Here is a 21,947-nt window from a genome sequence, read left to right on the forward strand (position 1 = left end):
CAATGATATTCCTGCCTTCCCGCCTTCATGGGATTCGCTCCGGGGCAAATTAGGCCACCCCCCGGCGGACGGCCGCCCTCCAACCCCTCGCGCTCCCCTCAGACCCGCGTGCGCGCCGGCGGGATCAGGTATCCGCAGCTCCGCCCGAACCACCGCAGCACGTCGAGCGACGACAGGATGCCGACCACCCTGCCGTCGTCCGAGACGACCGGCAGCCGGTGCACGCCCTCGTAGGCCATCAGCGACGCCGCCTGACGGATGCTCGCGCTCTCGTGCAGCTGCACCACCACGGGGGTCATCACGTCGCGCGCGGTGACCTTGACGGGCTCGTACACGTGGAAGCCCTGCGCGAGCTCGATGTCGAGCGGGGCGACCTCATCGAGGTGCATGGTCGCCCGCTCCGACTCCTCGGTGTCGCCGCGCTCCTGCGCTGTCCGGAGGAGGTCGGCCCGTGACACCATGCCGACCGGCTTGCCGTCGGCATCCACGACCGGCATCCCGCTGATCTCGTGGCGGACGAGCAGGGCCGTGATCTCGTCGACGGTGACCTCCGGCCGGACGCAGAGGACGTCCCGGGTCATGATGCCGGCGAGCGGCGCCGCCGGATTCACGTGGTCGCTCACGCCGGCCAGCGGATCCGCGCTCTTCACCTCCGAGGTCCACTGGCCGGTATCGCAAACGACGGACGTCCTGCGCGACGGCGCGTCGAAGTGCAGCGCGTGGAAGCGAGTGCACGACTCGCACTCCGGCACGGTGGCCGAGCGCTCCTTCAACGGACAGTAGACGGTCGCGACGACCGAGTCCTCGCCGTCGTCTCCAACGATGCGCGTGCTGCGGAGCGCGTGGCGCGGGATGGGGTGCTCTCCGTTGATCGGTCCAAGGGTCGTCATCGTCATCTCTCCGCTCGCCTCCGCGACCTTCGCTCGAGGCGCTCCCTCGGATGAGCACCGCCCGTGCCACGCCCGAGATCCCCCGGAACGCCGAGGCGGCCCTGAAATGCCGCGGCCGCATCCGCGCCGCCGCGCGCCGTTTGCGCCGCGACGAACGGCATGCACGCCCTGCGTCCCGCTCGCGAGGGAGCCCGCGCCCACCGCGCGCCAGGGCCCGCTTTCCGACGTCCGGAACGCGTGGCACGGAGCGTGCGAGTACGTTGAATACGTCGAATATGTCGAGTACGTCGCGTGCGTCGAATACGTCCGTGCAGCGTGCCCGGCGGAGTGCCGGGCAGAGCGGAGCCATCCGCCCGGGTGGCTGGCAACGAGGGTGAGGAGGATGTCATGTCGAGCGTGAGCGCAACAGGTCGGTTCATTGTCGTCGTCGGAGTCGATTTCTCGGATCTGAGCAACCGTGCGCTCGACCAGGCGCTCGAGTCCGCCTGCTGCCGCGAGAACGCGGAGGTGCATGCGGTCCACGTCGAGCCCGAGAGCTGGGTCGGCATCGGGCTCTCGAGGGTGCCCGTGGCGGCCACCACGCCCGAGGCGGCGCTCCATCAGCTCCAGCTGCGCGCGACCGAGCGCGTCGGCGCCATGGGCGGCAAGCTCGACGGCAGGCGGTTGAAGCGCGTCGTCGTTCACTTCCGGCGCGGCGATGCGGCCGGGAACATCGCTCAGCTCGCCGCCGACCTCGACGCCGATCTCGTGGTCGTCGGCTCGCACGGCCACCGCGGGCTCGAACGGCTGCTCCTCGGCTCGGTCGCCGAGCGCGTCGCCCGGCTCGCGCGCTGCCCGGTGTGGATCATGCGGCCCAAGGATCACGCGACCGCCGGCCGGGTGCCCGAGATCGAGCCGCCCTGCCCGGAGTGCGTGAAGCGCCGGGAGGAGACCGGCGGCGCCGAGCTCTGGTGCGCGCGCCACTCGGAGCACCATGTCCGGCCGCACCGCTACTCGTACGCGACAAACGGAGTCTACGCGGCGTCGAGCGCTGCCTATCAGGCGACGCCGGAAGGGATGTGACCGTGAGGCGAGCTCGGCGGGACTGCGCACCTGCCAGGCAGCGCCTGACCTCCCTGTGCATGCGCCGGGAACGGGAAAACGACGCATTCATCGTCGAGAATCGCCGTCTCTGCTCTCCCTCGTCGACCCGTCCTCCCGCGGCGCGCGGCGGCGCCCCCCCCCGGCGTGTTGACGTTGCGCGGTGCGCGGAGGATATAGCGTGTCATGAAGCGGTCTTGCATCGTCCTTGCGGCCGGCGTGATGTCCCTCTCCGCGTCGGCCATGGCGCAGCCGGTGAAGGTGTTCGTCCTCGCGGGCCAGTCCAACATGGTCGGGTTCGGCGTGGGCGCCGCTCTTCCGGCCGAGATCCAGAGCCAGCCCGACATCTGGTACGACCACCACAACCCCGACGCGCGCACGGGGGGGCCGTACGCCGCGGCGACGAGCGCCGACTGGGGGCCGCTCGAGCCGAAGGGCGAGGCGCGACGCTACGGGCCCGAGATCACGTTCGGCCGCGCGATGGCGGCGGCGTACCCCGAGCACCGGATCGCGATCGTGAAGATGGCGCAGGGGGGCACGAACCTCGTCGACCACTGGGGGCGCGGGCTCGCGCCGGATCCGGAGGTGCTCTACAAATCCCAGCTCTACCATGCGCTCCTCGGCAAGCTCGACTCCGCGACATATGCCGGCGATCGCGCCCTCCGCTACCCCGACGAGCCGACGCGGCTCGACAACGCCCTGGCGCGGCTCGAGTCGGAGGGGCACGACGTCGAGATCGCCGCGCTCCTCTGGATGCAGGGCGAGAACGAGGCGGGGTGGTCGGCCGCGTTCCGCTACGGCGACGCGCTGCGCGCCTTCATCGCGGCGGTCCGCGCGGATCTCGGCGTCCCCGAGCTCCCCGTCGTGCTCGGCCGGATCAGCGACAACCTTTACCCCGCGAACGGCGGGCCCATCGCCGCCGGCAAGGAGGCGAACATCGACGCCGTGCGCGCGGCGCAGGTGACCGTGGCCGAGGAGGACCCTCGGGTCGCGTGGGTCGACACGGACGACTTCACCCCGCGGCCGCCCAGCGATGCGTGGCATTTCGACTCCGCCGCGTACCAGCTCCTCGGCCAGCGCTTCGCCGAGGCGTACCTCGCGCTGGCCGCCGAGGCGGGCTCGTCGAGCGCCTCGTCGGCGAGCAGCGCCGGGAGCGGGGGCGCGGGGGGAGGGGGGGCCACGGTCGGATCGAGCGGGAGCACGGCGGCCACAGGCAGCGCCGGGAGCGCCGGGAGCGCCGGAAGCGCCGGAAGCACAGGTGCGGGAGCAGGAGGTGCGGGAGGAGGGAGCGCCACGGCCGGATCGAGCGGGAGCACGGCGGCGGCGAGCAGCGCCGGGAGCACCGGAAGCGCAGGTGCGGGAGGAGGGGGCGCGACGGTCGGATCGAGCGGGAGCACGGCGGCCACGGGCAGCGCCGGGAGCGCGGCTGGATCGAGCGGGGCCGCGCCCGGGGGCGCCGGCGGGAGCAGCGGCTGCAGCTGCGGGACGGCAGGGGGCCCGGGTCACGGGCCGACGGCGGCAGCGCTCGCGCTGATCGCGCTCGCCGGCCTGCGCCGCCGCCGGGGCGGCCGCGAGCTCGGTTGAGTCGGAGGCTCATCGCCTCCGGGAAAGGGCCGCAGAGGCCCGTCGTCCTGTCGGACGGGCCGTCTGCGGGCGCTCACCGTCGCTGACTCACTCCGGCGGCCAGCACGTGCCTTCCCAGCACTCATAGCCGGTGCGGCAGTCGCCGTGCGCCGCGCACTCGGCAAAGCAGGCTCCGTTCGTGAGGCAGACGCCGCCGCCAACGCAGCCCTCGCCGGTCGTCGGGGCGCACGAGCTCACGCAGTAGCCGCCAGGAAAGCCATCGCCCTCGGTCAGGCAGTAGAGGCCGGCGCAGTCGTCGCTGTCGACGGTGCAAGCGTCACCGTCGGCGCCCTCGCCTGCCGGCGCGGTGCAGCGACCCGAGTCCTCATTGCACGTGGCGCCTGTCACCAGGCACTGAGCGTCGCTTGTGCAGTCCGGCTCGCAGAGGTTGTCCCTGCACGTATAGCCCGTGCGGCACTCAGCCGAGGTCGCGCACAGCATGTCGCAGAAGCCGCCGTCGCCCGCCGGGATTCGACGTACTTCATCACCACCGCCTTCTGGTAGGCGATCGGCCGCATCCGCGCGATGAGGTGCGGACTAAACGGGTCCTTCCGCCACGCCGCGATCTGCGCGACGAGATCGAGCTTCTCCGGCTCGTCGTCCTGGCTCGTCAGGAGCGCGCCCATCAGCCTGGCCATCCGGCCCTGCTGCGAGCCCGGCAGCTCCCGAAGCTCGTCCTCGATCGAGGCGAGATCCTTGTTCTCGCGGAACGGCCGCACGTTCCAGAAGCGCACGGGCGGCGGGGCCGGATCGCCCGTGGTCGAGTCGAACATGAAGTGAAACCAGCGCTGCGCCTCCGCGTGCCGGCCGCTCTGCATCAGCCGCAGGGCGATCAGCAGCGGCGCGTGGAAGAACAGCTCCCAGTTGTAGAGTGAGTACGCGCCCAGAAGTGGTTAGCATGGAGAGCTCCCGGCGAGGCTTTGCTTATCTGACGCGCCGCGTCCCATTGGGCTCGTTCAATGGCGACCTCAGAAAACGTGGATACGCTCACCCGGTGGTCCGGATCGCGCTGGGTTCAGGTTATTTACTCGACGTGGACGGCTGGCGCGAGTGTCGGGCTGGCGCGACCGGCGGCACTACCGCCTTCCCTTCTGGTGCCTCGTGGGTAAGAGGTGGAGAACAGCAAGCTGGCCTCATTCAGACTTTGCCATCAGTCATCAGGAGGGCCAACGTAGGTGGCTCGACCCTGCGGCGGCAGTTCACTCGCCCACCCTATGGATTTGAGCGCCAAAGTGGCGAGATGCCTTACTCGTGCCCACTCAATACTGTTGTACAGAGCATCGTCTGTCCACATTTCGGCGTGCTCTGGGCCGCTCATCTTCTCAAGCTGCTTGTCCACTGCATCAATCGCCTCTCTCTGCACAGAACTTAGCTCTTGCGCGAGTTGCGACGCTTCATCCTCCTCTTCCTCAGCTGTACCCGACGGTTCTACTTTCGAGACTGCCCTCAGCGCCTCCTCGAAGTCAATCGCCAGCTCGTCCGCAACGCAGACAAATTTGGGAAACAGTTGAATCTGCTTTCCAGCCGGAGCGGCGAGCGCCTGAATGCTCCATTTTAGACGCATCATGTTTTCGTTAGTGTTCACACACAATCACCTCCTATGAATTATCCTTGCATTTTCATTCGGTGTAGGAAGATACGTCTCCGGGTCTATAATCTTGATCGTCCCTTCGGTCGATGTAGAAATTTTGTAGTAAGCACCGCCGTGCCTTCCGCCGCCAGGATGAACCTGAATCTGATTGATGGATGGGTGCTCCGATATTTCCACGATCGTCGATGCTCGCGACCCACGAAGCGAGCCCCTGACGGTCGTCGAGTATCCGGCGGTCCCGAAGGCGTCGGCGATGTCTTGAGCTGTTCTCCCCCAGATCGCCGGCGGATCCTTGAGAAACGTCCTGATATTCATGCCGCCACTGGCAACGTGTGCAGCTTCCGCCCCGGACTGCACCCCTGGCTTGAGCAGGTTGATGCGTAAGCCCGTAACCCCCGCAACAGTCAGTAGAATGTTCCCGGCACCGGCCGTGGCCCTCCCAGCGGCCTCGGCTCGTTCCCTAGCACCGAGGCGAGGGTCGGAGGCCGCCGAGGCGTTCTGACCTGCGTTGAAGGCGGAGAACAACAGAAAGTGTGGGGCGACGAATGGGGCGACGGCGAGGGTTGCCAGAGCGACGGCCGCCTCCCCCGGAGTTTTCGGCATGGAGGGGAGGAGTTCACTCGCGACCCCCTGGAAGAAGCTCCCGACAAGCTCGCCCATCGCCGGAGCATTGGGCGCGGAACCTGCCGGAGGTTGGGTAGGCGTCGACGGAGCATCGGGCGGGGGACCTGCCGGAGGTTGAGTAGGTACCGACCGCTCAACGGTTGTGGTTCCGGTACGGACGACCTCCTTCGAGGCCGGTTTGGCAGTAAGCGGATCATCAGCGAAGGCCACAACTTGCCGGTCGTCGACTGACGGGTTGTAGCGCTCAATGTAGTTCTCGCTACGGTGCGCAATATCTCCCGTGCCGAAATGCGCGATGGTGTTCTCGTCGATCCGAACGATCTCGTTGCTCTGCCTCCCCGTCGGATCCGTTCTCCCAATGGGGTTGCCCCTTGTGTACGTGAATAACCCCGGCCCATCCACCAATCCCGCAGGATCTGCCGCCGTCCACCTCCCCAGCCACGGCGCGTAGTAGCGCGCCTCGTGGTAATACAGCCCCGTCTCCTCGTCCTTCTCCTTGCCCGTATAGCGGTACCGCCTCTGGCTCACCTCCGCCGCGCTGCTGGTCGACCAGTACGCCGTGGTCCCGTACGGATGGTACTCCTCGTAGCCGATCACCAGCCCCGCCCCGTCGACCTCCAGCGACGCCGACCCGAGGTGGTTGTCGAGCTGATACCTCACCCGCGGCGTCACCGTGAACGGCCCCGAGGTGTCGACCGTCTTCGTCTCCACCATCGCCACCCGCCGCGCGCCATCCATCACGTGCAGCGTCTGCCGCTCCAGCACCAGCCCAGACGCGCTGCGCCTGCGGTACACCTCGTAACCGCCGAGGTAGATGCGCTCGTCCACGAGCCCGTTGTGCTCCCAGACCTTGCGCACGCGCTGCCCCGCAGCGTCGTAGTCGTAATAGACATCGCCGCCGCCGCCGAGATCCGTGCTCCGCACCTGGTCGCTCTCGTCCCAGGTCAGCGCCGTGATGTGCGGCATCGCCGTCATGTTGCCGTGCGCGTCATGCGCATAGGTGCTGAACGGCCCGTGCTCCGGGTCCCCGGTCGTGCTCGTCAGCCGGTTATTCACCGTCTCCTCGTACGCATACCACCGCGTCCAGCTTCCCGTGCCCGCCTGGTGCACCATCCTCAGCAGGTTGCCCACCGCGTCGTAGACGTACTGCTCCGTATAGTTCCTCAGCGCCTGCGCGTTGTTCGGGTGCGGCAGCGACTGAATCGGCAGGTCGTTCTGGTCGCGCGGCGCGTCCGACAGCCCGCCCGCGTGCTCCCGCCCCGTCCCCTCGATCAGCCGGTAGACCGCGTCGTACACATACTGCGCGCTCGGCGATACCACATCGTTGTTGAAGAACACTGTCTGCTGCGCGCTGTCCCCGATCTCCACAATGTTCCCGACCGGGTCGTACACATACGTCAGGTTCTGCAGCACCACGCTGTCCGCGCTCCGCGTCGTCCTCAAGCGCGAGAGCCGGAACGTCAGCGAATCGTACGTGTACGCCGTGAAGGTGCCGTTGCCATAGTCGATCCGCTCGCGCTGCCCCTTCGCATCGTAATCGATGTCGTCCACGAACGTCGTCCACGTCACCGCGCCGCGAATCCGCGCCTCGACCCGCTCCAGCAGCCCCGCCTCGTTGTACGTCGGCTTGACCTCGCTCGCATCCGGCGCCGTCACGCTCGTCGGCCGGTTCAGCGCGTCGTACGCCGTCTGCGTTCCGAAGCTCTCCACCTCCAGCAGCGGGTCGGCCGCTGTCGCGATGGCGGCCACATCCGTCAGCCCCGCCAGCACCGACCAGTCGGCGTCCGCATGCACATCGCTGCGCAGCCGTCGCGACGCCTGCAGCACGTTGCCCTTGAAGTCGTACGCCTGGCTCGTCACCACACCCGCGCCATCATACACCTGGTACGGCCGACCGCGCAGGTTCAGCGCCGCCGCCTGCGGGTGGGCTTCGCCGTGGACGTAGCGTCTCACGAGCCGCTCGCTGCCTGAGCCCAGCTGCACGTGCTCGTGCGTCGGCCGGCGCACCCCATCGTACGACGAGCGGTAGACGAATCCCCGCCCGTTCCAGGCGCGCAGCCGCTGTCCCGTCGCGCCCGCCAGCATCCACCGCTCGCCGCTGTCGTTGCTCTTCTGGTAGAGCAGTTGTCCGCCCAGACCGAAGCGATGCTGCATCGCCTCGTTGCCGCGCGCGTCGGTGATCACGAGCGGCCGCCCCTCGATATCGAGCGTGGTCTGGGTGACGTACTCCCCCTCGGCCCCATTGTCCGCCACCGCGCGGAACCCCCGCCCCAGCGCGTCCAGGTGGCTCACCGCCGGCGTCCCCGCATGCTCGGCCGCAAGCTCCGCCGCGCGCCTCTCCGGGTCGCCCGCCGGCAGCGCCTGGCGCGCCGCGTACCACGCGCTCTCCAGCACCGTGTCGTTCGGATCCTGCGACGTCTGCTTCCACGCATCGAACACCACCCGCGAGAACGTGCCATTCGGCAGGTCGGTCCGAATGAGACGGCCGAGCGGATCGTACCGCAGGATCGGCGTGACCCCCCACTCCACGAGCTCCGCTTCGTCCTCGTACTCCTCCGTCGCGCTGAAGAACGGCTCGTACTGCTTGACCGGATTGCCCTTGTTGTCCAGCACCGTGCGCCCGGTGCCGACCCAGCGCGACGTCGCGTGCGAAAAGACCAGGTTGCCCTGCGCGTCGTGCACCAGCGCGCCGTTCACGTCGCGCTCGGGCGCGAGCCCCGGCTCCGCCCGCACCTTGCGCAGCACCTCGTTGCCCGAACCGTCCGAGTAGCTGTACGTGTCCAGCCAGCGCGGGTTGCCCGGTCCGTGCTGCTCGCGGGCGCGCGCGTGCATCACGTTCGGTTTGCCGGTGAGCTGGAATCGCTCCAGATCGTACGCGAACGTCGCCGTCGGATCCCCGAGCGGGTCGCCATCGCCGGCCCCCGGCTTGCCCATCACCGCCAGCAGCGTGACCCTCCCCAGCGCGTCGAAGCGCACCTCGCTCACGTTGCCGTTCGCATCCGTGAGCTGCCACGGAGCGAGGACGCGGTAGTCGGGGACGGCTTCCACGAGGTTGTTCAGCGGATCCGTCATCTCCGTCACGACCAGGCAATACGGGTCGTAGAGGACCTGCGACGCGTTGCCGAACGGATCGATGAACGTCGTCGGCAAGTAGAAGTGGGCCGCCGAGGGCACCGCGCGCCCCGAGGGCACCCAGTGGTCCGGATCGCCGGAGAGCTGGACATAGCCGCCCTCGGCGAGCATGGCATTCGTGACGCGGGTCCCGAACACGGACGTGAGCAGCGAGGGCGTCAGGACCTTCGCGAAGCTCTCGTGAGCGAGCGCTCTGCCCTCGACCTGACCAAACGGCAGCGGCCCAGCGAGGTCGTCGCGCCAGTACGTCGTGCGCGCCTGCTGCAAGAGGCGCTTCTGGAACGAGCCGTCGGGCGTGCCGTCGTAGGCGAGCTGGGTCGCGGCGCTGGCCGCGGCGAGCACCGCCTCGAAGGAGAGCACGCCCTCCTCGCCGAGCGGCAGGCCGTGCAACTCGTACGTCCGGCTCTCCAGGAGGACACCGATCCGGTGCGCGCCGCCCTCGCTCGGGACCAGGTGCGCCACCTCGCGCTCCGTCAGCACCGCCTTGCCCTGCACCTGCTCGGGGAATGCCGACCCTGCGGCCCTGCGCCGATACCCGATCTGCGCGGCCCGCTTGACGGCGCCGTGGTCGTCGACCTCCAGCGTGAGCGCGTGGCTGACGCGCGGATCGCTCGCGTTGCGCTCGTAGTGGTACTCCAGCGCCTCGCGCGCATGGGTGAAGAACACGGCGTGCGCATCGCCCACGGCGGGCTGGAGCCGCTGGATCGAATAGCTGTGCTCGGCGACGAGGTACGGGTGGGGCTCCTCCGCCGAGCCGTCGATGGCATAGACCTCCTCGCGCAGGAGGCGCCCCTTGAGCGCCCGGCACGCCTCGCGCATCTCGATGGCGGCGAGGCCCACGGGGAGCAGGGTGTCGGCCAGGCGGGCCGCGCCTGCATCGCCGGCGTAATACTCGCTCTCGTACTGCGACGAGAGCGCTCCTCGTTCAACCCAGGCGCCGGTATGATACCACGACTTCCTGCGCACCGGCGGCAGGTGCAGCTCGGGATCGGCGTTGGCCGGGGGCGGCGTGAAGCCTGCGCCGCTGAAGGCCGAGAACGACTCGGTGTCGAGCTGCTCGACCATGCCGAAGCCGCGCATTTCCCGCTCCGCACCGTCGTAGTCGCCATGGTGGTACGCGTAGGTGGTGACGAAGCGGCGCCGCGAGACCGCATCGTACACCTCGACGCGCTCCATGACATGGACCACGAACGGGAGCCTCGTCACCCACGGTCGGCCAGCCGCCCGGTCGGCCAGGTAGAACCTCGTCGACGGCGCATACGCGAGCCGCGTCTCGAGCCCGAGGTTGTTCTTCACCGAGGTCAAGAGATACGGCTTCTTGCTGCCGAGCAGGTCGATGTACCGCAGCGGCGCCCGCGCCGAGCCTGGCAGCAGGCTCGACCCCACGAGGCACCCCGTCCCGGTGCCGAGCAGGTCGAGCGCGACGACCGAGGAGAGCTCACCAGGGTCCACCAACAGCGGGACCTGAGCCGGGGCTGCCAGCGCATTGCCCGCCTCGTTCCCGTAGATGCGCACCCCCTCTCGGTGCAGGTACAGGATATCGACCGTCCCCGACCCGTCGACGTCCGCGAGCCGGATCCGGCGCGGGTCGAACTGGTCGGGATGGTCGAACCAGGGCGCCCTCGCCATCTCCACCTTCGCCCCGAACCGGCCGTACCCGAGGTTCGGCCAGTAGCAGACACTGCCGTTCCGGACGCGGACCAGGTCGGTGAGCCCATCGCCGCTCATGTCGGCGAGGAACATCGTCTGCGTGCGGTCGGCGAAGACCAGCGCCGGTCCCTTCTCCCCGTCGCGCGGGCCCTGCAGCGTGATGGGCCTGTCGAATCCACCCTTCGCCAGCGATGGATACCAGACCAGCACCTCGCCTTGCGCGAGGAGGATATCCTCGTGCCCGTCGCCGTTCAGGTCGATGAGCTGCAGATCGGGATCTGCCCAGTCGAGCACCGGCTGCGCCGCGAACTGCCGGAACGGGGCCCAGGTGTCTCCGTCGGCACGCTCGAAGTAGCCCGCCACCGGCCGCTCGAGGAAGACCATCTCCTTCCGGCCGTCGCCGTCGAGGTCCATCACCTGCAGACCGCCGCGGCTCAGCGACGGCCGGGTAGGCAAGGGGAGCGCCGGTCCGAGCGAGCCGCCGCCCAGGTTGCGCTTGTAGAAGAGCGCCTCGTTCCTGCGCACGAGCAGCCCGGGGAGCGCCTCGCCGTCAAGGTCGACCCATTGATGCGCGCCCTCGAGCGCACCGGCGATGTCGGCTGCGCTGGCCCTGTCCAGCTCCTTCACCTCGGTCTGGAGCTCCGGCAGCGAGTAACCGAGCTCGAGCGGCGGATACGACGACTTCGTGTACGCGAGCGTCTCTGCGTCACGGAGATACCCCGCGTGCGTTACCGACGCGAGCCGGGTGAGCACCGGGCTGTCCTCGTACGCGAGATCCGTCGCTCTCACCAGGCAAGGCGCGGGCCCGAGCTCGGCCATCCGGTGGAACATCAGCACACGCCGGCACAGCCGGTAGGTGCGGATCTCGAAGCCGGCGCGGTAGGTGGAGAACGCGTCCTGCCGGCACGGCCAGGCATTCACGTCCTCGACGGTCGGCGCCGCCGTGTCGTGCTCGCCGTAATCGAAGACCACCTCGAAGAGCATCGATGAAGCGTCGCCCGGGGCCACGTTTCCATAGCGGATCCGCTTGAGGTAGCGGTTCGCGATCGCCGAGAGCCCCGCGTGCCGGTGCGCCTCGTGCGGCCCGGCGCGCGTCACGCCCGCGAGGTCCTCGGCCTTGTACTCGTAGGCGATCACGTTGCCACGGTCGTCGCGCGTCTCCTCCAGGAGCCATGAGAAGACGCGCCACGGCGCCTCCGGATCGGCGATCCGCGCGCCCTCCGAGCGCCCGTAGACGCTCGTGAGGTTGTCGCGGGTCGTCACCCTCCAGTGCATCGCGCCGGTGGTCCGGTGCCGGCGGCGCTCGATGCGCGCGAACTCCCCATCGACGCGCGGCCGGTAGCGCTCCACGACCTCGTCGCCGTCGTCATGACGTTGGCGCGTGCCGTCGTCGCTCAGCGCCGGCACCAGGTCCTCGGCACCGGAGAGCACGAACACGTCCGACTCCTGCGCATCCTCGTAGCGCGGCAGCCCTTTCTCGGTCCTGCGGGTGATCTGCGGCACGGACAGCCGCCACCCGACGCCGAAGGGGCCGTTTCCAGCGCCCGAGTCGTACACGAGCGACAGCTCCGGATGAAACCCGGCGCGGCCTGGGCTCGTGGCGATCGGCACCTGGACCGTGCCGGCGCCCGTCGCGGCACTGACGGCGAATTTCTCGCCGATGCCCCGGATCGCGCCGCCCCCCTTCGGGAGGGATGGGGCGGGCGGCGCCACGGCCTTCAGCGCGTGCGCGCTGGCCTCCTGCGCGCCTGAGCTGGTGGGCGCAGCAGCTGCGCCGGGCTTTGCCTGCGGATCGCGCTCGGGATCTCGATGGCTCATGGTCACTCGCTCCCTGAAGCTGTCGTGTAGTGGACGATCAGCACGATGTCGTCGATCTCGGCGGCAGGCGCCGCCGGAGCGGCGCCCTGCGCCGACAGCATCCAGGTCCCTGTCCTCGCGCCACCACAAGACTTCTCGCTGCGGACCAGACCCGTGCTGCCCAACGGAAGCTCGAGATCGATGACCTGGAGGCCCCCGGGGGAAGGCTGCAGGTGCATAGCGAACGAGAGCGTCTTCCCGGGCTTGAGCTTCACATAGACCTCGACCCGCTCGATCTTGAGCTCCCTGTTCCGGAGCTGGAACGGGAATCGCTCGGGGCCCAGGGCGAGCTCCAGGGTGTGATCCCCGGCCTCGTCCAGGAAGCCCTGCCAGCCGACGGAGAACTCCTGGCGCAGGCTGAACATCCGTGCGAGCGGCGTGACCGCCACGCTCTCGAGCCACTCGTTGCGCGCGGCGCGCGCCGCGCTGCGCAGCGGGACGCCCCCGTCGCGGGCCGTGTAGCGCAGGTGAATGACCACGTCGGAGAGGGTGTCGATGTCGAACGCCTGATCCTCGTGCGGTATCTCCAGGCGCCACGTGGAGTCGGCGCCGGCGCCCTCGAAGGGCAGGTAGCGCTCGTCGCGGAAGTTGAGCTCGAACATCCCGCTGTCGTTGTCCGCGTGGCTGGTCGCGATCGACTGGACCGGCGTGAACCCCTGCGCGACGTGGGTCTCCGGCTGAAGCGCATAATCGCCCGTCGCGTCCGGGTTGAAGCGCACCCTGCTCGACTCGAGCCTCAGCGTGCAATTGACCGCCGTGTACGGCCCGGTCACGCACGGCAAGGTGAGGCTGACGCTCTTGATGCGACGCATGTAGTGGCCCGGGTAGTCCATGTCGAACAGCGCCTCCGGGAGCGTGACGACGCACGAGCCGGTCGACTTCAGGGTCATGAGCGCGACCGGATCGTGCAGGAGCAGCGACGCGTGCTTCGTGAGCTCTAGCTCGCGCCGGTCGTGCTCCAGGTACGCGAGCTCCAGGCGCCTGAGGTCGAGGCTCAGGCGGTCACCGGCCAGCAAGCCCTGGCGCAGGTTGTCCCAGTGGCCGAGCTGGATGTACGACGACGAGCTCACGCCGCGCTCGAAGCGGAACGCCCTCTCGGCGCGCCTGGCCGTGTCGTAGGCGAGCTGGAACGCCTGCCTGTACACCGCGGCGACCTGCCCGGCCATCCAGTCGTAGAGCTCGTCGCGCGTGAATTTGTCGCGCAGGTAGGCCTGCGTCTCGCGGGCCTGCTCGATCTGGAGGTCGTGCGCCTCGAGCTCCTTCTCGCTCAGCGCCACGCGCAGCTCGGCGGCGGCGATCTGCCGGTCGATCTGCGCGAGCTCGCGGGCCGAGAGATCCTCCTGCAGCTTCCAGTCGTCCCAGCGCCGCTTGTAGCCGCCCATCGTGGCGCTCATCGTGGCCGCCTCGCGCAGGAGCGCGACGGCGACGGACGCGACCTTGGCGCCGGCCTCCGCCGACGCGCCCAGCTTGCTGCCGTCCAGCGTCGTGGAGAGGGCGACGGGGCTGGACATGCCGGCCGTGCCCGCCGTCATCGTGGGCAGCACATGCGCGGCGGCCGCGCCGGCCATCACCAGCTCGGTGATGGCCTGCGCCATCGTGGCCGTGCCGCTCAACAACAGGTGACCGCCCTCCCACGTGTTCAGGTACTCCACGTCGCGGTAAAACGCGTGGCGGCGGCTGACCACCTCGCGCCCCGCGCCCAGCGCCGCGAGCGACTCGCGCGCCTCGGTCACCTGGGTCTCCTTCACCTGCCGCAGGGTACCGAGCAGCTGCACCTCGTGCCCTGCGCGCAGCGCTGCGAGCGCCTCCGCGTCGCGCTTCTCGCGCGCGGCGAGCAGCGACGCTCCGAGGGACTTGACCTCCGTGCACAGGTCGTTCGCCCTCTGCAGCAGCACCTGGAAGCGGTGGTGCGGCGCCGGGGCGCTGATGTCGTTGATCACGGTCGTGATGTCCACCCCCGCCGCCGCCGCCTGCACGAGCAGCGCCGGATCGATGGGCGGCTCGAAGAGCGGCAGCTGCCGCACGACCCCCTCGATGCTCATGCAGTGGCGGATCTTGAACAGGCGATCGGCCACCGTGTCCCAGTAGCCGAGGAGCTTGTCGTTCGGCGGCACGCAGAAGTAGAGCGTGGTCGGCAGGACCATCGCCTCGACCTCGTCGCCCCCGGCGCCGACGATCGGCGTGACGAACGACTCGATCTCGACGAGCGCGTTCGAGAGCGCGTCGAGCAGCGGCTCGAGCTCGCGGTAGGTGCTGGGAGCGGTGCTCGCGCGCGGGGGGATCGTCCGCGGGCGCGGGCCGAGGATGTCGGCGGCGAGCACGTAGAGCTGCGTCGCCTCGTTGATCGACTCGATCGTGTCACGGCGGAAGAGCTGATCGGCCCACCGGATCAGGTTATCGATGTACTTCATCACGACCGTCTTCTGGTACGCGGCGAGCCGCATCCGGGCGATCAGGTGCGGGTTGAATGGGTCGCGCCGCCACGCATCGATCTGCCGCGCGAGCTCCTCGGATTGCGGGTTGCCCCCCTCGATCTCGAGGAGCAGCGTCTCGATCGAGTTCGCCTGCATGGCCTCGTAGAACGGGCGGAGCTTCCAGAACCGCGCTGGCACCGGATCCGTCGACCCGGTGGTCGGGTCGAAGATGGTGTGGAACCAGCGCTGCGCCTCCTCGAAGCGCTGATTCTCGCTCAGGCGATCGGCGATGAGCAGCGGCGCGTGGAAGAAGAGCTCCCAGTTGTATGCCGAGTAAGCGCCGTCCGAAGAGAAGTCGAAACGGTCAGTGGGTATGGGGCCAACGACCGCATCGGTCGGGCTGTACGTGGCGTTGAAGAAATTACGACTCTTGAGCTGCAGCGGCGGCGAGCTCCGCGACCAGTTGAGCAGGCCATCCAGGACCCCGTGGCGGCGCACCTCGCTGATCATCTCGCAGACGTAAGGGTGCTGGAACGTCTCGAAGCGCAGGGTGTAGCGCGGAGCGATCTGGGGGATCAGCGTGCGTTCGTAGTTGCTATTCGCCCAGCCCTCGGCCTCGATGCGCTCGGCTGAGGCGATGTCCGAGGTGTCGGACCACATCATCGCGCTCATGCCGATGTAGGTGGCATGGGTCTGCTGCAGTGGCGGCGAGCTCCTGGGCCCGGGCGTGACGAAGAAGCTGCGGGTGCCGTCCTCGTAGAAGAACGGGGCGTTGGCGAGGAAGTCCTCGTAGGCGTGCGGCACGACGAGCCGGAAGGTGCCCGGGGTCTTCCGGAGCACCGTGAGCACCTCGCTGTCCGCGGTGAGCGTCTTGGTCGTCCCCGACGCGATCCTCCCGGCGGGCACGTACAGCCGGCCGTCGTTCCCGACCCTGGGCGACTCGACGAGCGCCATGCGATTCTGCATCGCCTGGCCGGGCCGCCGCCGGTGGACCGTGAGGTACCGGGAGGAGAAGTCGCCCAGCCGCCACGTGCCGTTGCAGCCGGTGGTCACGAACTCGCCGAGCCGGAAGCTCTCGGTCCAGGTGGGCTCCATCTCGACCATATCGCCCAGCGAGTCGAAGCACTCCACGACGATGTAGCTGGACTGCTGGCTCAGGCTCTGCTCGGAGGAGGCCCGGAAGTAGATCGACGCGCCGAAGCCCAGCGGCGACTTCAAGTTGTCCACGCGGAGCGGGGGCGCGTCCACGACGCGTCGCGCGGTCCACCTCCCGTCCTCGTACTCGCTGTACGCGAGCGTGATCTGGACATCGGTGCTGGGCGGAGCGCCGTTCTTGCTGATGCCCTGATTGTCCCTAGGGACCTCCTCGAGCATGGCCCAGAAGAGAAGCAGTCGGTTCTCGTGGACCACCGGGAACAGGTGCTCGCTCTGGATGTCGAGCTCGATCTTCTCCCACGGCGTCCAGGTCGTGCCGCGGATGCGGCGTCGATAGAAATGGATGTGCGGCGTGCCGCGGGTGCGGGCGAAGACGTGCACGGTGGCGGTGGAGGAGGCCCCCAGGATCTCCGGCTTCTTCTGCTCGGGCAAGAGCGCCATCACCTCGAGCCGCGCGACCTGATCGAGCTTCTCCAGGTAGCCCCGGAACGCGCGCTCGGCGCTGCGCTCGTCGAGGTCGCTCTGCAAGAGCTCGTTCTCGAGCGCCTTGAAGAACGGCGTCTTGTCGTCGCGCAGCTCGGGCTCGATCCAGTTCTCTGGATACAGGAAGACCTTCCGGTTGGCCTCCCACACCCGGTAGCTCTTGAGCCACTTCCACTCATGGGCCGCCTCGTCGTCGAGGACGACGTCGCGCTCCAGGCGGAGGAAGGCGCGCTGAATGAAGAGCTGGACCGAGCCGATCGCCTGCTTGATGCGCGAGGTGAGCTGGCACGGGCTCATCTCGACGTCGACGAGGAGCTCGGCGAAGAGCTCGTTCGAGCTCGCGTAGCCCTGCTCGGAAACCAGGGCATCGACGAGCGCGCCGCGCTGGCGCTCGCGCAGCACGTCCCGCAGCGGCCGCGCGACGGCGGACCACGCCTCCTCGCTGTACTTGGCCTTGACCGCATTGCGGATGCGGGCGGCCGTCGCCCGCGCGTCGGCGGGCGTGGCGTCGGCCACGGCCCAGGGCAGCACCTCCGCGGCGGACATGCCGAGGCGCTTGAGGAGGGCGCTCGCGTCGGCGAGCCGCACCAGCCGCTGATCGAGGCCGAGCACCGCGAACGAGGCGGTGAACCACCCTCCCGTCCCCGCGAGCGAGGACAGGTCCTCCAGCGGCCAGCCTGTCCGCCCGGCGATCTCGGCCAGCAGGGCCAGCGAATCGACCGGCTGTCCCTCCGCGTTCACGCCCGTCGCGTGCATGCGGAAGAGCTCGGCCAGGGCAGCTTTGCCGGCGGGCAGCGCGTCGCGCACACGCAGGAGGTCGGTGAGCCGCAGCCAGCCATCCAGCAGCGACGGCGGCGCCAGAGCGGGCTCGACAGGCACGTCGTTCAGGTCGAACCACGATGGGTCGAGCACCCACTGGATCTCGTCCGCGGTGAGCTTCAGCCGATGGATGAGGTCGGCGATCTTCCCGAGGCGCACGAAGGCGCGGCGCCGCTGCGCGTCGGACGCGGCGGCGCCGCCGTCTAGCCCGCCGAGGAAGTCGGCGATCGCCTTGCGATTCGTCGGATCGACCTCGGCGCGGAGCGTCTCCGTGACGAGCCGCTCGATCGTCGGCGCGTCCAGGTCGAGCTCCTCTCCGAGCCACTGCCGCACGAAGGGCTGCGCCGAGAGCGGCTCGCCGGCGCCCTCGGGCGGCTCCGCCCCGCTCGCGATCCGGGTGAGGCCGGCGGTGAGATCCGCGAGCGCGGCGTCGATGCGGGCCGGCTCGGGGGCCAGACCGCTCGCGGGCTGCGCCACGTGGCGCAGGAGGTAATTGAGCCGGGCCACGTCGAAGCGCGTCGCGCGCACCGCGAGCGCCGCCTCGACAAACCGCCGGGTCACGTCCGGATCGGTCGTAGTGAATACGGTGCTCCCCGACAACGCGTGCAGGGCGAGGAGATCCCGCAGGGGCAGCTTGAGCGCGCGGGCGAGGGAGGCGGCGCGGAAGAGCTTCGACAGGTTGGCGAGGTTCAGCGCGCCGTCGCCCACGAGCGGCGGAGCGCCGAGCGCCGCCTGGCTCGCGACCTCGTCGGTGAGCAGCGCCAGCTCGGCCGCGCTCAGGCGGAGCGCGGCGAGGATGGCGGGCGCGTGGGCCGCGATCGTCGAGCTCGTGTCCGCGAGCTCCGAGCCGCTGCTGCTCAGCTGGAACGCTGGATCGATCGGGTTGACCACGGCCCTGTTCAGGAAGAGCCGCTCGTACAGCGAGCGATCCTTCGGTGTGGGTCCCGTGTGCGTCTGGATCCGCCCCCACCAGGCGAGCGCCTCGATGACGGGCACGCGCAGCTCGGTGTGCAGCCAGACGGCGCCCGAGAGCCTGATCAGCAGCTGGTCGAGCGTGATGGCGGCCGGCAAGAGCGCCCGATCCAGCTCGGCCGCGGACCAGCCGAGCGCGCGGCGCAGCCGGGTGAAGCGGTTCATCCGGTGCAGCGCCTGCTCTTCCAGCGCCGGAATGCGCAGCTCCGACGTCTTGCTGGTCAGCGGGTCGGCCCCCGCCGCCGCGCTGATCTGGAGCACCCCGGTCAGGTTGACGAAGCGCGTGTGGAGCATCTCCGTGAGCTCGTCGTAGGTGATCCCGAGGCGGTGCATGAGCACCGCGACGTGGCGCAGCACCTGCTCCCAGCTGCCCTGGATCGGGCTCTGCGACGCGCCGGTGGGATCAGGGATGGAGTTGCCGTTCTCCGAGAGCCCCCAGTGCGTCCACGGGAAGAAGACGGGGAGGCGTCCCGCGGGCGGCTCGCCGGCGAGGAGCCTTCGATCCTCCTCGGAGAGGCGGAGCCGCTCGAGCGCGAGCTGGACGCGGTAATTGGCGGGGTCGAAGCTGGAGCCCCGGCGGAACACCTCCATGAGGTGGGCGCGGGGCACGCCCAGATGATCGAGGTAGATGCGCGCCTCCTCCTGCCCCAAGCTGAAGGGGAGCCGCCACGGGTAGCGCGTCGCGGCGAGGAGCTCGTACGCCTTGTCATAGACGACCTGCTGCGACGGCGGGGGCGGCTGGGGGTGGGCGGCTAGCTCGGACGCCACGCCGGTCGTCGCGATGTGATCGGGGAAGGCGACGTCGGGTGAGAGCGCGGTGTTCGCGACGGCGTACTCCAGGATCTCGTTCACGAGGTCCACGTACGGGACGGTCGTGTCCGTGTTCTCGCACGAGAGCTCCAGACGGGCGATGTCCGGCCGCCGGTCGAGCAGCACGTCACGGACCGACTTGTGGCCGCCCGGGATCGTGGTGTCCTGCTGCTCGAAGAGGTTGTACCTCGTCTTCGGCGTGGTGGACTCCACCGTGGAGAGCTGGCGCTCGAGGAACTGCAGAAGATCCACGAGGTACGCGGCAGGGCTGTAAACCGAGCGGCAGTGGTCGCAGGTAGCGAAATCCAGCGAACCGAAGAGGGTTTGCCAGTCCGGGATGAGCTCGGCGTCGTCCTGTGAGAGCGGTCGATGTTCCTGCAGCGCATAGGCCGTCGGCCCGCTGAACGAGGCGTGGTTGCGCGCGAGGAGGGCGTGGGACGCGGCCGTGACCTTGCGCGCGCTCGCGTAGACGGCGCTCGCCCGCTCCGACCCGAGCGCGGGCCCGGCGAGCTGGGTGAAGCGGACGCGCCCCATGCGGACGATGCTCTGGGCGGAGTCGAGCCCGTAGCCCATCAGGGTCTTGATCTCGGAGGCAGCGGGGGTGATCTTGTGCAGCCTCTCCATGCCGGCGAGCTGCGCGGCCACGACAGCGGGTTGCGCGGCGAAGGCGAGGGCCGTCGAATGGCCGGTGAGGTAAGCCCGGAGCCGGGTCTTCCCGAGCTCGAAGCCCTGTTGCTCATTGAGAAAGCGAACGGCGTCGGTGAGCACCGGAACGGCTGTGGCGAGGCGACCGGCGAGGGCGGCGCTGGGGAAGGCGTTCTCGAGGGTCGAGGTGAGGACCGAGGCATAGTTCTGCTTCTTCTCCTGCGCCGTGGCCCCTGGCACGCTGGCGGGAACGCCGATGGGCGAGCCGTCGACCGTCTGGTCGAACACGGCGAGCCAATCGCTCTCGTCGCGTCGCGCCAGATCGCTCAGCGATTGCACCGCGCCGGACGCAAACTGCTCGTTCAGCTTCTTGATCAGCGGCAGGTGGTCGCGCGTCACCGCCCCGAGCTGAAGAGTTCGCTGGGTGTTGCTGATGACGCTCGGCGTGAAGAGCGGCACCGGAGACTGGAGCCCGCTCCAGAAGGTGGCCATGTTCCCCTCGAACCCCACGTAATGGTCGAGCAGCAGCTGCCGGTCGCTCGACGCGGGCATCGCGCTCGCGAGCAGCTGGTCCAGCGATCCCGCGCCGGGGGTCCGCGCCTCGGACGCGCTCGCCACCACGAGGGGCTTGAGCTGCGTCAGCGCCGCGTCGATCGCGGCCGCGGACATCCGCGGAATGACGCTCTCCTCGACCGCCCAGGTGATGGCTTCACGCAGCGTCGGGAGGCCGCGCGAGAGCAGCTCCGCGCGGGCGGTGGGAAGGCCCCACCGGAGCAGGCCATAGAAGATCTCGGGGGCGATGGCGGTCCCGTTGGCCATCCTGGACGCGTCAGCGACCTTGGCGAGCTTCTCTCGATTCACGCCGGAGCTGCAGGCCACCAGGGCGAGGCTGTCCTCGTCGAGGTTCGCGAGGCCGAGCGAGCCGAGGGCGGGCAAGGCAGCGGCCGTGGCGCGCTCGTACTCGGACGGCGCGCGGACCTGCCCATCCTCGATCACCACGTCGATGACGGCGGTCGCCGGCGCGCGGCAGAGGTGGCCGGCGGCCTGCTGTATCTCGCTGTCATAGACGTGCACCTCGAGGTCCGCGAGCTGCTTTCCGGCGCGTCCGAGCTCGCTCCGGGTGTAGCCGACCTGGTAGAAGCCGCCGGCGTCCGTATGGGCCTCTCCGAGCTGTGTCAACGTTATTCCCGAAGCGGTGACATTCCGATCGAACACGTAGATGATCATCCACTCGCGCGGCGCGCCGTTCGGGTCGGTGACCCGCCCGCGCACGGTAAAGTGCGCTGGAGACCCTGTGCCCTCCGGCTTCGCCGGGTTGACCGGGATGCGCAGCGCCACGTCGGTCGAGCGCTCGCCCCACGGCAGGGAGTCTCTCGTATCGACGAGCATCTGGCTACCCTGATAGACACGGAAGAACCCCGACACAGGGCGGGTGCCGAGGAGCGGGCGGAGCGCCGCCACGTCGAGCTCGAAGGTGAACGCACCGACGTGATCGGTCGTGGCAGCGGCGACGATCTGAGGCGGCGTGGAGCTCACCCATGCCTCGATCGTCGCGTTGTTCAGGCCGGCTGTCTCCTCGCTCCCGGTGAGATTGTTGATATCGACGACGCGACCCATGATGGTGAGCTTCTGCTCGAGCTGCTTCATTGCCATGCCATGACCTCTGCAGGTGGATTGCTGGATTGAACCGACAAGCTCACCGTCCGCTCGTGCGGGTATTGAGCAATTCGAGGTAGCATATACGGCCGGTGACCGTTTGCCATGTTGAATGGTGGGCGCGATACCGGGACGATGGCATCTTCGTCACGTCTATGTTCGTGCGATCCGGTCGCGGCATCTGGACCCCTGAAGCCGGTCGTGCCCGCCGCGTGTCGGTGTGAGGTCGGAATAAGGATGCCCGCTGCTGTCGTTGGCTATCGCAAGGAGCCGTCCTGTCTGCTCGCGTCGGCGGCCGGCGCCGGCAAGACCCACCGTGTCAGAGAAGCGCCGGAACCACGCGCATCAGCCGCCCTCTGGGCGAGCCCGAGAGGGGGGCGCGCGCTGACGCGGAGCGCGATCACGGCAGTCCGCCGCCACGCACCCCGCGGCCGCCCAGCGATGCGTGGCATTTCGACTCCGCCGCGTACCAGCTCCTCGGCCAGCGCTTCGCCGAGGCGTACCTCGCGCTGGCCCGCGCGGAGGGCTCGCCGAGCGTGTCGTCGG

The 21,947-nt window shown here is 69.2% G+C and carries 8 protein-coding genes; 2 read left to right on the forward strand and 6 right to left on the reverse strand.

Going from position 1 to position 21,947, the window contains the following annotated elements; translation table 11 throughout:
• Positions 1-98: 98 nt before the first annotated feature.
• Entirely contained in the window at positions 99-890 is a 792-nt protein-coding gene (locus WMF36_RS17505; protein WP_437580748.1) for a CBS domain-containing protein, read from the reverse strand.
• A gap of 387 nt (positions 891-1,277) precedes the next feature.
• Here WMF36_RS17505 and WMF36_RS17510 point away from each other — a divergent pair, with 387 nt between their 5' ends.
• Together WMF36_RS17510 and WMF36_RS17515 are read left to right on the forward strand one after the other, a co-directional pair.
• Positions 1,278-1,952 carry a universal stress protein gene (locus WMF36_RS17510; protein WP_437580749.1) on the forward strand — a complete coding sequence of 225 codons (675 nt, stop codon included), beginning with the start codon at positions 1,278-1,280 and terminating at the stop codon, positions 1,950-1,952.
• A gap of 204 nt (positions 1,953-2,156) precedes the next feature.
• Positions 2,157-3,554 carry a sialate O-acetylesterase gene (locus WMF36_RS17515; protein ID WP_437580750.1) on the forward strand — a complete coding sequence of 466 codons (1,398 nt, stop codon included), beginning with the start codon at positions 2,157-2,159 and terminating at the stop codon, positions 3,552-3,554.
• An 87-nt stretch (positions 3,555-3,641) separates the two neighbouring features.
• Here the strand turns inward: WMF36_RS17515 and WMF36_RS17520 are convergent, their stop codons facing one another.
• The 5 genes from WMF36_RS17520 to WMF36_RS17540 all read right to left on the reverse strand — a co-directional run bounded on the left by WMF36_RS17520 (position 3,642) and on the right by WMF36_RS17540 (position 21,398).
• The gene (locus WMF36_RS17520) at positions 3,642-3,941 is read right to left on the reverse strand and encodes a hypothetical protein (RefSeq protein ID WP_437580751.1); all 300 of its coding nucleotides are present in this window, start codon (positions 3,939-3,941) and stop codon (positions 3,642-3,644) included.
• On the reverse strand, positions 3,938-4,411 hold the full coding sequence (locus tag WMF36_RS17525) for a hypothetical protein (RefSeq protein ID WP_437580752.1): 474 nt from the start codon (positions 4,409-4,411) through the stop codon (positions 3,938-3,940). The genes WMF36_RS17520 and WMF36_RS17525 overlap by 4 nt, the downstream gene beginning before the upstream one ends.
• A 332-nt stretch (positions 4,412-4,743) precedes the next feature.
• Positions 4,744-5,178 (reverse strand): hypothetical protein, encoded by a 435-nt coding sequence (locus tag WMF36_RS17530; protein ID WP_437580753.1) that lies wholly within the window; start codon positions 5,176-5,178, stop codon positions 4,744-4,746.
• A gap of 6 nt (positions 5,179-5,184) precedes the next feature.
• Positions 5,185-12,408, reverse strand: coding sequence for a SpvB/TcaC N-terminal domain-containing protein (locus WMF36_RS17535; RefSeq protein WP_437580754.1), 7,224 nt, complete (start codon positions 12,406-12,408; stop codon positions 5,185-5,187).
• A 2-nt stretch (positions 12,409-12,410) separates the two neighbouring features.
• Complete coding sequence (locus WMF36_RS17540; protein ID WP_437580755.1) at positions 12,411-21,398, reverse strand: neuraminidase-like domain-containing protein; 8,988 nt, start codon at positions 21,396-21,398, stop codon at positions 12,411-12,413.
• Positions 21,399-21,947 lie beyond the last annotated feature (549 nt).

Source organism: Sorangium sp. So ce887 (genome assembly GCF_051521455.1).
Lineage (GTDB): Bacteria > Myxococcota_A > Polyangia > Polyangiales > Polyangiaceae > Sorangium.